At 69.9% G+C, this 13402-nt stretch carries 15 protein-coding genes; 6 read left to right on the forward strand and 9 right to left on the reverse strand.

Translation table 11 applies throughout. The features are described 5' to 3' along the window. Positions 1-50: 50 nt before the first annotated feature. From OU415_RS08095 to dut, 3 genes are read right to left on the reverse strand one after another with little or no spacing between them, the layout of a single operon-like run. The gene (locus tag OU415_RS08095) at positions 51-680 is read right to left on the reverse strand and encodes a LysE family translocator (RefSeq protein WP_270947969.1); all 630 of its coding nucleotides are present in this window, start codon (positions 678-680) and stop codon (positions 51-53) included. Positions 681-737: 57 nt separating this feature from the next. Then, positions 738-1376, reverse strand: coding sequence for a DUF3710 domain-containing protein (locus OU415_RS08100; protein ID WP_270947970.1), 639 nt, complete (start codon positions 1374-1376; stop codon positions 738-740). A gap of 4 nt (positions 1377-1380) precedes the next feature. Further along, positions 1381-1872 carry a dUTP diphosphatase gene (gene dut / locus OU415_RS08105; RefSeq protein WP_270947971.1) on the reverse strand — a complete coding sequence of 164 codons (492 nt, stop codon included), beginning with the start codon at positions 1870-1872 and terminating at the stop codon, positions 1381-1383. A 24-nt stretch (positions 1873-1896) separates the two neighbouring features. Here dut and OU415_RS08110 point away from each other — a divergent pair, with 24 nt between their 5' ends. After that, complete coding sequence (locus tag OU415_RS08110; RefSeq protein ID WP_270947972.1) at positions 1897-2403, forward strand: DUF3093 domain-containing protein; 507 nt, start codon at positions 1897-1899, stop codon at positions 2401-2403. Between the two features lie 83 nt (positions 2404-2486). Here the strand turns inward: OU415_RS08110 and OU415_RS08115 are convergent, their stop codons facing one another. Further along, complete coding sequence (locus OU415_RS08115) at positions 2487-2786, reverse strand: DUF4193 domain-containing protein (RefSeq protein WP_270947973.1); 300 nt, start codon at positions 2784-2786, stop codon at positions 2487-2489. A 459-nt stretch (positions 2787-3245) separates the two neighbouring features. Here OU415_RS08115 and cei point away from each other — a divergent pair, with 459 nt between their 5' ends. Then, positions 3246-3947 carry an envelope integrity protein Cei gene (gene cei, locus OU415_RS08120; protein ID WP_270947974.1) on the forward strand — a complete coding sequence of 234 codons (702 nt, stop codon included), beginning with the start codon at positions 3246-3248 and terminating at the stop codon, positions 3945-3947. A 51-nt stretch (positions 3948-3998) separates the two neighbouring features. On the opposite strand, the gene OU415_RS08125 is transcribed toward cei, so the two are convergent. After that, the gene (locus tag OU415_RS08125) at positions 3999-4793 is read right to left on the reverse strand and encodes an inositol monophosphatase family protein (protein WP_270947975.1); all 795 of its coding nucleotides are present in this window, start codon (positions 4791-4793) and stop codon (positions 3999-4001) included. 96 nt (positions 4794-4889) lie between these two features. On the opposite strand from OU415_RS08125, the gene ppgK reads away from it, so the two are divergent. The 3 genes from ppgK to OU415_RS08140 all read left to right on the forward strand — a co-directional run bounded on the left by ppgK (position 4890) and on the right by OU415_RS08140 (position 8023). Beyond that, positions 4890-5648 carry a polyphosphate--glucose phosphotransferase gene (ppgK, locus tag OU415_RS08130; RefSeq protein ID WP_270947976.1) on the forward strand — a complete coding sequence of 253 codons (759 nt, stop codon included), beginning with the start codon at positions 4890-4892 and terminating at the stop codon, positions 5646-5648. A 253-nt stretch (positions 5649-5901) separates the two neighbouring features. After that, positions 5902-7290 (forward strand): RNA polymerase sigma factor, encoded by a 1389-nt coding sequence (locus tag OU415_RS08135; RefSeq protein ID WP_408641820.1) that lies wholly within the window; start codon positions 5902-5904, stop codon positions 7288-7290. A 547-nt stretch (positions 7291-7837) separates the two neighbouring features. Continuing rightward, positions 7838-8023 (forward strand): DUF7455 domain-containing protein, encoded by a 186-nt coding sequence (locus tag OU415_RS08140; protein ID WP_270947977.1) that lies wholly within the window; start codon positions 7838-7840, stop codon positions 8021-8023. A 71-nt stretch (positions 8024-8094) separates the two neighbouring features. Here the strand turns inward: OU415_RS08140 and OU415_RS08145 are convergent, their stop codons facing one another. Next, positions 8095-9306: a cysteine desulfurase-like protein gene (locus OU415_RS08145; protein ID WP_270947978.1), complete on the reverse strand. Its 1212-nt coding sequence runs from the start codon at positions 9304-9306 to the stop codon at positions 8095-8097. A gap of 110 nt (positions 9307-9416) precedes the next feature. Next, positions 9417-11192 (reverse strand): DEAD/DEAH box helicase, encoded by a 1776-nt coding sequence (locus OU415_RS08150; protein WP_270947979.1) that lies wholly within the window; start codon positions 11190-11192, stop codon positions 9417-9419. Positions 11193-11489: 297 nt separating this feature from the next. Here OU415_RS08150 and OU415_RS08155 point away from each other — a divergent pair, with 297 nt between their 5' ends. Next, a complete protein-coding gene (locus OU415_RS08155; protein ID WP_270947980.1) occupies positions 11490-12611 on the forward strand; it encodes a YihY/virulence factor BrkB family protein in 1122 nt (373 codons plus the stop codon). Positions 12612-12636: 25 nt separating this feature from the next. Here the strand turns inward: OU415_RS08155 and OU415_RS08160 are convergent, their stop codons facing one another. Further along, entirely contained in the window at positions 12637-12885 is a 249-nt protein-coding gene (locus tag OU415_RS08160) for a DUF3039 domain-containing protein (protein ID WP_270947981.1), read from the reverse strand. Between the two features lie 83 nt (positions 12886-12968). Next, complete coding sequence (locus tag OU415_RS08165; RefSeq protein ID WP_270947982.1) at positions 12969-13313, reverse strand: DUF3099 domain-containing protein; 345 nt, start codon at positions 13311-13313, stop codon at positions 12969-12971. Positions 13314-13402: the final 89 nt, after the last annotated feature.

Consider the following 13402-nt stretch of genomic DNA (forward strand, 5'->3'; position numbering starts at 1 on the left):
TCTGAGGTTCCGCTACCCGCACCGCCACGCAAAACGAGTGAAGACAACTTTCAGTTTTGGGACAGCGCGAGCGCCCCGCCCAGGCCGATCAGGGTGCTGCCGCTGACCACCTGCTGGCGCCGCCACCAGCGCGGGTTCCGCGCCAGCTTGGCCGCCAGCGGACCCGCGAACGCGGCCACCAGCAGGTCGGCCGACATGGCGAACACCACGAAGATCAGTCCGAGCACCAGGAACGCCACCGTCGCCGAGCCCTGCTCCGGGTGCACGAACTGCGGCAGGAAGGCGAGGAAGAACACGGCGGTCTTCGGGTTGAACAGCTCGGTGAAGAAGCCCTGCACCACCGCCGAGCCGCGCTGCCGCGGCGAGTCCTGGGCCTGCTCCCCTGCACCCTTGCGCAGCTCCCAGAGCGCGCGGGCGCCCAGGTAGACGAGATACGCCGCACCGATGAGCTTCACCACGGTGAACGCCACCGCCGAAGCCATCAGCAACGCCGAGAGACCGACGGCAGCCGCCAGCACGTGCACCGACGCCCCGAGGCCGTTGCCCAGCGCCGAGCGAACCCCTTCGCGGGAACCACCGCGGATGCTCCGGGCCAGGACGTAGAGGATTCCGGGCCCCGGTGCGAAGGCGATCAGCAGCGCGGCACCCAGGTAGACCCACCATTCAGCAGCGTTCGGCACCCGACCAACGTAGCGGCTCGGACGTCGCCCCGGCGCCGGGACGGCGTCCGAGTCCGGTCACTGCGGGGTCTGGCCGTTGGCCTCGGCCTGCTGCGCCTGCTGGATGTGGCGCTGGATCGCCTCCGGCAGCTCGATGGGCAGCGGGGTGCGCACCGGCATCGGGTCGGTGCCGCGCACCACGATCGTCTCGTCGAGCACCGCGTACAGCAGCTTCGCGCAGTCCTCCGCGGACTCGGCCGGTCCGGCCGCGACGCCGCGCAGCAGCCAGCGCGGGCCGTCCACGCCGATGAACCGCAGCGCGGCCTTCGGCGAATCGGCCACCAGCTCGAGGCCCCAGTCGCCCTCCTCGGTGTGCACCCGGGCGCCGTCCTTGCGCAGCTGCTCGGCGAGCTCGCCGCTGACCTCGTCCCAGAGGCCGCCGCTGCGCGGCGCGGCGAACGCGCTCACGGTCAGCCGACCGACCGGGGTGACCAGGTGCACAGCGCGCACCGGACCCGACGGGTCGACCTCGACCTGGAGCTGGCCGCCCTCGGGCACCGGCAACCGCACCGAGCCCAGGTCGAGGCGCTCCACCTCGTCCTCGGGCGCCTCGCTCTCGTCGAACGGCCCGCGCTCGACGACGTCCTCGGCTTCGACCGCTGACTCCTCAACCACGTCCTCGGCGCGCTTGCCCCGACCGCGGCCCAATCCGAACATCCCCTCAGCCCTCCGTCCCGTGACCGGCCTCGGTTCCCGAGACCGCCAGCACCTGGTGCCCGCCGGTGGACCCGTAGCCCCCGGCGCCCCGCTGCGACGCGGGCAGCTCGTCGACCTCCTGGAACGCCGCGTGCTCGACCTTCTGCACGACGAGCTGGGCGATCCGGTCGCCGCGCTGCAGCGACAGCGAGTTGTCCCGATCATGATTGATCAGGCAGACCTTGATCTCACCGCGGTACCCGGAATCGACCGTGCCCGGCGCGTTGACCACGCTCAAGCCCGCCTTGGCGGCCAGTCCGGAGCGCGGGTGCACGAAACCGGCGTAGCCCTCGGGCAGCGCCAGCGCGATGCCGGTGCCCACCACCGCGCGTTCGCCGGGTTCGAGCACCAGGTCGCTGGTCGTCACCAGGTCCGCGCCGGCGTCGCCGGGTTTGGCGTAGGACGGCAGCGGCACGTCGGGGTCAAGTCGGGTCAGCAGGACCTTCACGTTCGACACGGGCGGCGAGACTACCCTGAAGTCGTGTCGGAAAGCGTAGAAGCGGCCAGCAGGAGCGGGGACTTGCCCGGTCAGGCGAAATCGACGGAGCCCCCGGTGTACCGGGAGCGGCTGTACGCGGCCTGGTGGTCCTGGCCGCTGCCCCTGATCGGCGCCGTGCTGATGGCCGCGCAGGTGCACATGGGCTACCCGGGCGTGCGGGCGTGGCTGCCGTACGTGGTGCTGGTGCCGCTGGCGATCGCCATCCCGCTGTGGCTGGGTCGCACCAAGGTGGAGGTCCGCGGCGGCGAGCTGTGGGTGGGTGACGCGCACCTGCCGCTGCGCTTCATCGACGAGGTCGAGGTCATCGCGCCGCAGGAGCAGCGCAAGGCGCTGGGGCCGGACCTGGATCCGGCCGCGTTCATGGTGCACCGCTCCTCGATCCGCACGTCGGTGCGGATCTGGTTGGACGACGCGGACGACCCGACCCCGTACTGGGTGGTCAGCACGCGGCGCCCCGAAGAGCTCGTCGAGGCGCTGGGCAAGCGCTGACCCGGTTCGGGCCGGGGAAAGAAAACTGGGCACACGCCCTGCGTGTGCCCAGCCACTTCCCGGTTTCGTCGACGTCTGCGTGCTCAGGCAGCGCAGTCGCGGCAGATGAACTGGCCGTTCTTGGTCTCGGCCAGTCGACTGCGGTGATGAACGAGGAAGCAGCTCGCGCACGTGAACTCGTCCGCCTGCTTGGGGAGGACCTTGACGGTCATCTCCTCGCCGGACAGGTCCGCACCCGGGAGTTCGAAGTTCTCCGCGATCGCCCCTTCGTCCTCGTCGACGACGCCCGATTGCGCATCGTTGCGTCGCGCCTTCAGCTCCTCCAACGAGTCCTCGGCCATGTCCTCGGACTCGCGGCGCGGAGCGTCGTAGTCGGTCGCCATCGTGATTCACCCCTGCGTTTGTGGAGACTGCAATGGTGTGCCGCTGGTAAACGTTCCAGGACCAGGATTTGTGCCCGGTGGCGCAGTGATCGTGGTCTCGCCCTGCAACGCGTTCAGTTCCCCCGTTATGAGCGACTTGCCTCATCCGGCACTCCGTGAGGCGCCGAGAGGGTAGCTCATGGCGAATGCGCACATGCAGCAGGTCACCCATAGGTGTGGTGTTCACTGCATCCACAGCCTCCCGGAGATCGATCCGGCACGACATCCGGCTGTCGCCCTCGGTTGCCCGCCAGGACGTTCTGCGATGCCGTGCGCTGGCAATTCAGCTCGACCACATCGATTCAGCGGCGATTCCGGGCCCGCCGCGACACAGCAACGGCCTCCGGCGCCGCACGACGGGAGTTCTGCGCATAGGCTTGATCCAGTGCACTGGTAGGAGCATCCAAGGAGGGGCGGGACGTGGCAGCCGTTGGTGCAAGAGGGGGACGACGAGCCGGGTACCGGCGCCGCCGACCACTGCCCGCTCTGCTGGTGCTCGCCTGCCTCGTGGTGGCAGCCGGGTTCCTGTGGACGCGAGTTTTCGACTCCGTGCAGGGCATCGAAGCCGCCACCACCTGCGCCCCGCCGACACCGCCGACCGCCGCGCCCGCCGGTGAGCCGATGCCCGAGCAGGTGCCGCTGGGCACCATGCTCGAGCGCGACGCGCTGAACTCGACCAACCCGATCCCGCCGCAGGACGTGCAGGTGCGGGTGCTCAACGGCAACGGGGAGAGCCGGCAGGCCACCCTGGTCGGCGACGAGCTGGCCAGCCTCGGCTTCGCCAAGGGCGGCGCGGACAACGACCCGGTCTACGTCAACTACGACCTGAAGTGCCACGGCCAGATCCGCTTCGGCGGCGCCGGGGTGAGCGCGGCTCGCACGCTGAGCCTGATCGCGCCGTGCGCTCAGCTGGTCCGCGACGAGCGGCCGGACGCCACCATCGACTTCGCGCTCGGGAAGAAGTTCAAGGACATCAAGACCACCTCCGAGGCCAAGCAGGTGCTCCAGGAGTTGGAGAACTGGGTCCCGCAGCGCGACCAGCAAGGCGGCGCGCACCAGGAGGTCTCACCTCCGCAGATCAGCAAGGACCTGCTGGAGAAGGCCCGCGACGTCCACTGCTGAGCGCCGTGAGCGCGCGGAGGGGTCCGCGCGCTCACGAACTCGGACTGCTGCTCAGACCTGACCCGCGTCGACCCCGCGGAGCGCTCCGGTGAGCTCCTCGGCGATGCCGGGCGCGGCGCAGATGAGCATTTCGTCACCCAGGCCGTCGGTGGTGCCGCGCTCGGGCAGCCGCAACCGGGCACCCGCCTCTTCGGCGACCAGCGCACCGGCCGCCCAGTCCCACCGCTTCAAGCCGACCTCGTACATGCCGTCCAGCCAGCCGGCGCCGACCGCGCACAGGTCCAGCGACGCCACGCCGGCGCGGCGGATGTCGCGCACCTGGCCCATCAGCTCGCCCACGACCGCCGCCTGCGCCTTGCGGCGCTCGGCGTCGTAGGCGAAGCCGGTGCCGATCAGCGACAGGTCTAGCCGGTCGGCGGCCGAGACACGCAAGCGCTGGCCGTCCAGGAACGCGCCGTGCCCGAGGGCGGCGCTCCAGACCCGCCCGGACACCGGCTCGACCACTGCGCCGGCCACCGAACGCCCGTCGACCTGCGCGGCCAGCGACACCGAGTACCAGGGGAATCCGTACAGGTAGTTGACCGTGCCGTCGATCGGGTCGACGACCCAGCGCAGTCCCTCGAGCGCTTCCTCCCCACCCTCCTCTTCGCCGAGCACCGACTCGCCGGGGCGCAGCTCGGCCAGCCGCTCGCGGACCAGCCGCTCCACCGCGCGATCACCGGCCGTCACGACATCGGTTTCGGTACTCTTCGTGTCAACACCACCGGTGACTGCTTCATCACGCACAGTACGGGCCAATTTGGCCGCGTCGATCGCGATCTGCACCGCGACCTCGCGCAACGCCATTGCATCTACCTCAGTTGCCAATCCCACGCCCACATCGCAACACAACCCGGTTAAGGTCTGCACACCTCGGTCTGAATCGAATAGGAAGGATCAGCCATGGGGACTGCCCGCGGTTTCGGCGTGGATATCGGCGGGTCCGGCATCAAGGGATGTCCGGTCGACATCGAAGGCGGCGTGCTGGCCGAGGAGCGGATGCGGATCCCGACCCCGCAGCCCTCGACCCCGTCCGCGGTGGCCGACGCCGTCGCCGAGATCGTCGACAAGTTCTCCTGGACGGGCCCGGTCGGCATCACCCTCCCGTGCGTCATCAAGGACGGCACCGCGCTCACCGCGGCGAACGTCGACAAGGGCTGGATCGGCACCGACGCGCAGGCGCTGTTCGCCGAGCGGCTCGGCCGCGCCCGCGAGGACGTCCTGGTGCTCAACGACGCCGACGCCGCCGGGATCGCCGAGATGCGGGCCGGCGCCGGCGCCGGGCACCGCGGGCTGGTCGTGGTGCTGACCTTCGGGACCGGCATCGGCAGCGCCATGTTCATCGACGGGAAGCTGGTGCCCAACACCGAGTTCGGGCACATCGAGGTCGACGGCCACGATGCGGAGTCCGAAGCGGCCGCCTCGGTCAAGGACAACCTGGACCTGAGCTACCCGGAGTGGGCCCCGCGGGTCAGCCGCTACATCCAGGGCCTCGAGCAGTTCCTGTGGCCGGACCTGATCATCGCCGGCGGCGGGGTCAGCAGGAAGGGTCACAAGTGGATTCCGCTGCTGGAGACGCGCACCCCGGTCGTGGCCGCGTCGCTGCGCAACGATGCGGGCATCGTCGGCGCCGCCACCGCTGCTACCAGCAGCAACGCCTGACCCGGGGACCATCTAGCACACGCCGGGACGCGCGGACTGCGCCTTGCAGCGGAACCGCACCCCCGGATCGCAGTTACAATGGAACACGGCCCACTTGGTTCGAGGCCCTTCCGCAAGGAGAAAGCACCGGTTTCACCTGGTGTTCTCCCCTTCCGCGCGGGGACTGGAGTCCGGTGGGTTGTTCCCCGACCTTTGGCGGCCGAGGTTTCGCGCCCTCCGGCCAGCCCTGATCGACCGTCGCGAAAGGGCGTACGTGGCAGCCGCAGAAACCGCAACCCGACGCTCCAGCTCCGCCGCAACCGGCGGCGCCCAGTCCGAGTCGGGCCAGTCCCAGGCCACCCCAGCTTCGGAGGCGGCTGCTTCGTCTGACGACCAGACGAAGTCCACCGCCGCGCGGAAGAGCACCAAGAGCTCGACGGGTGCGAAGTCGACGACCCGCAAGGCCGCCCCGAAGACGGCGGCGGCCAAGAAGGGCGCCAAGGCCCCGGCCAAGAAGTCGACCAAGTCGGCTTCCGCCAAGGGCAGCGGCGAGGGCATGGAGATCGACGAACCGATCGAGACCGACCTGACCTCCCCGGACGTCGCCGACCTCGCCGAAGTCGAGGTGGAGATCCCGGAGGAGCCGGTTCCGGACGAGAACTCCAAGGAGTCCGGCGACTTCGTCTGGGACGAGGAGGAGTCCGAGGCGCTGCGCCAGGCGCGCAAGGACGCCGAGCTGACCGCTTCCGCCGACTCGGTGCGCGCGTACCTGAAGCAGATCGGCAAGGTCGCTCTGCTCAACGCCGAGGAAGAGGTCGAGCTCGCCAAGCGCATCGAGGCCGGCCTCTACGGCGCCGAGCGCATCCGGCAGATCGAGGAGTCCGGCGAGCAGCTCACCACCCAGATGCGGCGCGACCTGCGCTGGATCGTGCGGGACGGCGAGCGCGCCAAGAACCACCTGCTGGAGGCGAACCTCCGACTCGTGGTCAGCCTCGCCAAGCGCTACACCGGCCGCGGCATGGCGTTCCTGGACCTGATCCAGGAGGGCAACCTCGGTCTGATCCGCGCGGTGGAGAAGTTCGACTACACCAAGGGCTACAAGTTCTCCACCTACGCGACGTGGTGGATCCGCCAGGCGATCACCCGCGCCATGGCCGACCAGGCCCGCACCATCCGCATCCCGGTGCACATGGTCGAGGTGATCAACAAGCTCGGTCGCATCCAGCGCGAGCTGCTGCAGGACCTGGGCCGCGAGCCCACGCCCGAAGAGCTCGCCAAGGAAATGGACATCACCCCGGAGAAGGTGCTGGAGATCCAGCAGTACGCCCGGGAGCCGATTTCCCTGGACCAGACCATCGGCGACGAGGGCGACAGCCAGCTCGGCGACTTCATCGAGGACTCCGAGGCCGTCGTCGCGGTCGACGCCGTGTCGTTCACGCTGCTGCAGGACCAGCTGCAGTCGGTGCTGGCGACGCTGTCCGAGCGCGAGGCCGGCGTGGTCCGCCTGCGCTTCGGCCTGACCGACGGCCAGCCGCGGACGCTGGACGAGATCGGCCAGGTCTACGGCGTGACCCGCGAGCGCATCCGGCAGATCGAGTCGAAGACGATGTCGAAGCTGCGCCACCCGTCGCGCTCCCAGGTGCTCCGCGACTACCTGGACTGAGGTTCTGCTCGAAGAATGCCGCTGCCCGCACTCCGCGGGCGGCGGCATTCTCCATTTCCGGGGACGAGCGCTCAGCGGCGCCTGCGACGGCGCATCCCGGACTTCGACCGTTCGGTCGATGGTTCTGGCCGCTCTTCGCGACGGGTTCGGCCTCCGTTCGGCGGCGGGAGCGGTCCAACTCCTGAGATTCGCTGTTCGCTTCCAGCGGAAACGACGTTCGCCGATGGCCGTCCGGTCTGTGATCTGAAACACCGAATGTCCGGAATAAGATCCACACCGGACATCTCCGGTGATCGCAACTGGAACCGCATTTTCCCTTGTCACAAGGGTTTTCGCGGATTCGATCACGTTCCGCGAACAGCGCTGCTGCAACCGGGTGCTTCATGGTGACGACCGTCGCCGGTCGGCGCGGGAACACTGACTAGTGCCCGAGCGTCTGGAAGAGTGGAGGCAACGAGCACCGACCCCGCAGCCAGTGGGCCACCGGTGGTCGTAGCAGGATCGAGGGCGTCGGATCACACCGACGCCGGGACGGAGGGAGATCACTATGCCGGGAACGCTCACCCGCCCCGAGCTGACCGCCGCCGACCGCTGCGACCGCTGCGGGGCCGCTGCCAAGCTTCGCGCCGTATTGCCATCCGGTAGCGAGCTTCTGTTCTGCGGGCACCACGCCCGCGCGTACGAGGACGGACTGCGCGAGGTGCAGGCCGACCTCCAGCAGGGCGAGCAGTAAACCACCCGCAAGACGAGATGACCGTGCCCCCGCAGGGCTTCCTACGGGGGCACGGTCTTTTCGCGGTCCGGTCAGGCGGTGAGGTCGCCGAGGGCGTCGAGGAGGCGTCGGACGTCGGACTCGTTCGTGTAGTGCGACAGGCTCGCGCGCACGCCGCCCTTCGGGCCGATGCCGAGCGCGTGCACCACCTCCCAGGCGTAGGAGTGGCCGTGGGAGACGTTGAGGCCCCGCTCAGCCAGCCGTTCAGCCACCGCCGACGGCTCCAGGTCTCGCAGCCCGAAGAAAGCGGTGGGCGTGCACGGGCCCTGCGGAGCGCCGTAGCGCACCACGCCGTCCAACGCCGCGATCCCGTCGAACAGGGTCCTGGCCAGCGCGTCCTCGTGGGCCAGCACCGCGCGGCGGGAGACCGCCAGGCGCTCGGCCCGGCTGCCGTCGGCGTCGGAGTCGAGCTCGGCCAGGTGCTCCACCGCGGCGACGACACCGGCCATGGCGGCGAACGGGTTGGTGCCGAGCTCGAAGCGGTCCGGCGAGGTGTCCGGCGACGGCTTGAGCTTGTCCGGGTGCAGGTTCTCCAACGTCCACGCGTCCCCTGCCACCACCGCGGCCAGGTGCGGCCCCGCCCACTTGTACGCGCTGGTCGCGTAGAGGTCCGCGCCCAGCTCCGCGAGCTGCACGTGGGCGTGCGGGCAGTGCTGCACGCCGTCGACGTAGGAGATCGCGCCCACCTGGCGGGCCCGGTCGGTGATCGTCCGCAGCTCCGGCATGGTGCCCAGCACGTTGGACGCCGCGGTGACCGCGACCAGCTTGGTGCGTTCGCCGATCAGGTCGGTGACGCGCTGCGCGGGCAGTTCGCCGGTCGCCGGGTCCAGCTCGGCCACGCGCACCGTCGCGCCCGCGCGCTGCGCGTGCTGGACCCACGGCCGGACGTTGGCGTCGTGGTCCAGCTGGGTCACCACGACCTCGTCGCCGGGCCGCCAGCCATCGGCCAGCGCGGCGGCGAACCGGTAGGTCAGGGCGGTCATGCTCGGGCCGAACACCACGCACGCCGGATCGGGCGCCCCGACCAGGTCGGCCACGGCCGCTCGGGCCTCGGCGACGACGCCGCCGGCGCGGCGGCTGGACTCGTACGGCCCGCCCACGTTGGACATCCCGATCCGGTAAGCGTCGCTGACGGCGTCGATCACCGGCTGCGGCACCTGGGTGCCCGCCGCGCCGTCCAACCACGCCCTGCCGTCCGCCAGCGCCGGGTACTGCGCCCGGACCTTCTCCACGTCGAAACCCATGCGCCGACCCTAAGAGACCGGTCACGGCAGCACGCTGCGCCGAACGGGCCACTTCGCAGTTTCAATTGAAACCGCAGAACCCTGGGCGCAGTTTCAATTGAAACTGCGGGTCACCAGGAGCGGAGGGTGGCGATCCGCTCCTCGAGCTGTTCGACCGTGGCCATCGCGGTCGGCGGGCCTCCGCAGGACTTCTGCAGCTCGTTGTAGATCTTGCCGTGCGGCTTGCGGGTCCGGTGGTGGTGCAGCGACACCAGGGTGTTCAGCTCCTTGCGGAGCTTCGCCAGCCGTTCCTGCACGCTCTGCGGCTTCGCGTTCGCGCGCTGCTCGGCCTGCTCGGCGGCCTTCGCCGCCTTCGCGCTGGCCTCCCGCTTGGCGACGTCCTCGAGCTGCTGGGACTGGCGCTGGCGCAGCAGCGCCCGCATCTGGTCGGGTTCCAGCAGGCCCGGCAGGCCGAGGTAGTCCTGCTCCTCCTCGGAGGTGCTGAAGGCCGCGGTGCCGAACGACGAGCCGTCGTAGATCACCTGGTCCAGCTCGGCATCGGCGCCGAGCGAGGTGAACGACTTCTCCTCCTCGCCGGGCTCGTCCTCCTTGCGGTTGGCCTGGGCGAGCAGCTCGTCGTCCCAGCCGTCCTTCTCCCGGTGCGGCTTGCCCAGGACGTGGTCGCGCTGGGCTTCCAGCTGGCTGGCCAGCTCCAGCAGCACCGGCACGCTGGGCAGGAAGACGCTGGCCGTCTCCCCCGGCTTCCGGGACCGCACGAAGCGGCCGATGGCCTGGGCGAAGAACAGCGGGGTCGAAGCGCTGGTGGCGTACACGCCGACGGCCAGCCGCGGCACGTCGACGCCTTCGCTCACCATTCGGACCGCGACCATCCACCGGTCGTCGGACTCGGCGAACTCGGCGATCCGGCCGGAGGCCTGCGGGTCGTCGGAGAGCACCACCACCGGCTCGTCGCCGGTGAGCTTGTGCAGGGTCTTGGCGTAGGCCTTGGCGGTGACGTGGTCGGTGGCGATCACCAGACCGCCGGCGTCGGGCACGCCGCCCTTGCGCAGCTGCGCCAACCGCGTGTCCGCGGCCCGCAGCACGGACGGGATCCACTCCCCCGCCGGGTCCAGGGCGGTTCGCCAGGCGCGGGCGGTCTGCTCGGCCGTCAGCGGCTCGCCGAGCCGGGCGCTGAACTCGTCACCGGCGCTGGTGCGCCACCGCGCCTCGCCGGAGTAGGCCAGGAAGACCACCGGCCGGACCACGCCGTCGTTGAGCGCGTCCGAGTAGCCGTAGGAGTGGTCGGCGCGGCTGCGCAGCGAACCGTCGGCGTCGGGCTCGTAGCCGATGAACGGGATCGGCGAGTCGTCGCTCCGGAACGGCGTACCGGTCAGCGCCAGCCGCCGCACGGCCGGGGTGAAGGCCTCGCGGATCGCGTCGCCCCAGGACTTCGCGTCGCCCGCGTGGTGCACCTCGTCGAGTATCACCAGCGTCTTGCGGCGCTCGGTGCGCACCCGGTGCAGGGCCTCGTGCGCCGCGACCTGCGCGTAGGTGACGACGACGCCCTGGTAGTCGCTGGAGGTGATGCCGTCGGCGTTGCGGAAGTTCGAGTCCAGCGCGATGCCCGCACCCGCCGCCGCCAACGCCCACTGGTGCTTGAGGTGCTCGGTGGGGGCGACGACCGTGACCGCCTCGACCGTCCGGTCCGCCAGCAGCTCCGCCGCGACCCGGAGTCCGAAGGTCGTCTTGCCCGCGCCCGGCGTCGCGACCGCCAGGAAGTCCTGCGGTTTGGTCGACAAGTACTTGGTGAGCGCTCTGCGCTGCCAGGCGCGCAGTGGCCGAGAAGAAGTCTGCGAGGGGTCGCTGAGCACGGATCGGACTGGATTGTCGAGTTGCGCTTCGGACACGCCGGCTCGCCGCTCCTTCCTAGGTCTCCCCATACCTGAATGGCGAGGGCGAGCCGTGGCAACGCCCTGCGAACGCCCGCGAACTGGAGTTCGTCGACTCGCTGCGGGCCGTCGTGCAGCTTACCTTCGCGCCTCGATCTTCACCGGGACGGCCGTGGAGACGAATGCGACACACCGTTTTTCCGGGTGGGCGCTCATCGGCCGGACCGATGCAGCATCCTTATGGGTGCCATGGGTTCGCCGAGTTCACCAGACAGCCGGGGACGCAGTGCAGCCACCGCACCGCGGGACGCCCCGGTGCGACGTGGACCACTGCGCTTGATCGCGCGCACCCTGGACAAGGCGTGGTGGGACAACATCTTCTCCGAGTCGGCGGCCGCCGCGTTCTGGCAGACGCTGTCGATGCCGCCGCTGCTGCTGGGTCTGCTGGGCAGCCTGGGCTTCCTCGGGGACTGGTTCGGCCCGTCGGTCGTCGACGCGGTGCACGACAAGATCCTGGCCTTCTCCCGAACCGTGTTCACCCAGAACGTGGTGGACCAGATCATCGGCCCGACGGTCGCCGACATCCTGACCAAGGGGAAGGGCGAGATCGTCTCGGTCGGCTTCCTGCTGTCGCTGTGGGCGGGCTCGTCCGCGCTGGCGTCGCTGGTCGACTCGATCACCATGGCCTACAACCAGTACCTGGTTCGCAACAGCATCTGGCAGCGGATCTTCGCGCTGCTGCTGTACCTGGTGTGCCTGGTGCTCGCGGTGGTCGGGCTGCCGATCATCGCGCTGGGCCCGGACTGGCTGCCGACGGTCTTCCCGCGCGACTACCAGGACGACATCGCCTGGCTGATCCAGATCTTCTACTACCCGGCGACGGCGATCGGGCTGGTCGTGGCGCTGGCCACGCTGTACAAGGTGGCGGTGCCGCGCAAGCTGCCCTGGCACCGCGGCCTGCCGGGCGCGCTGCTGGCGATGCTGCTGTTCCTGTGCTCGAGCATCGGCCTGCGGCTCTACATCACCTGGGTCACCAGCACCGGCTACACCTACGGCGCGCTGGCGACCCCGATCGCGTTCCTGCTGTTCGCGTTCTTCATCGGTCTGGCGATCATCATGGGCGCCCAGTTCAACAACGCGATCCAGGAGATGTACCCGGCGAAGATGACGCGCCGGGAGCGCCGCCGGTGGCGACGGCTGGAGATGAAGCGCCTCGCGCAGCGCATGCACACCGAAGAGGGCTATCGCGCGTGGCGCAACGGCCAGACCTCGGACGAGGAGAGCGCGCCGGAGGAGCTGGCGGAGCCCGAGGCGCCGGAGAAGCCGGCGGAGCCCAAGGCACCGGAGAAGCCCGAGAAGGGCGAGACGGTGGAACTACCGCGCAACGGCATTCCGCTGCCGAAGCCGCGGAAGCAGACCGAACCGCGCGGCGGCTAAGCCACCGCGCGGCCGCAGTCGGAAGTCACTCGTCCGAGCCGGGCGGGAGGGACTCGAAGATCTCCTTGCAGTCCGGGCAGACCGGCGACCCCGGCTTCGGCGACTTGGTGACCGGGAAGACCTCACCGCACAGCGCCACCACGTGCGTGCCCATGACCGCGCTCTCGGCGATCTTGTTCTTCTGCACGTAGTGGAACATCTCCGGCCGGTCGTCACTGGTCTGATCAGTGGTCTCGGTCCGGGTGTCGGTCTCCGGCAGCGTCATCGTGCTCATGCCCCAATGATGCCCCACGACGGATGCGAATGGTTCCGGACCGCGCCCGGCGGCTTCCGGAGGCCGGTTCGCACGGGGCCGCGTCAGCTGTCGATCACCTGGTGCTGCCGGGACTCCAGGGCGTGGTGCGAACGGCGGAACCGGTTCACCTTCTCGCTCTTCTTCGCCGGCTTGTCGTTGGCGATGAGCACCGCCATCCACGGCAGCGGGATGGAGATCGCCAGGATGATCAGTGACAGCCACCACAACTGCCACACCTGGAACACCACTGCCGCCAGCACGAGACACGGGATCCGGCTGGCCATCATGATCGCGTACCTGCGGCGACGCGTCGCCTGCTCGTCGTCCAAGGACGGCTTGGCCTCGGTGATCAGCACCGGGGAGTCGTCACGATGTGAACTGTTCACGGCGCTACCTCCACCGTCCATGCTCCCACTCGATCGCCGCCGCCAACACCCTGGGTGCCGCGCGGAATTCACGGCTCGCCCCCGAGGTTGACCAGCACGCCGCACGCGCG

The sequence above is a fragment of the Saccharopolyspora oryzae genome (assembly GCF_027853915.1).
GTDB lineage: Bacteria > Actinomycetota > Actinomycetes > Mycobacteriales > Pseudonocardiaceae > Saccharopolyspora > Saccharopolyspora oryzae.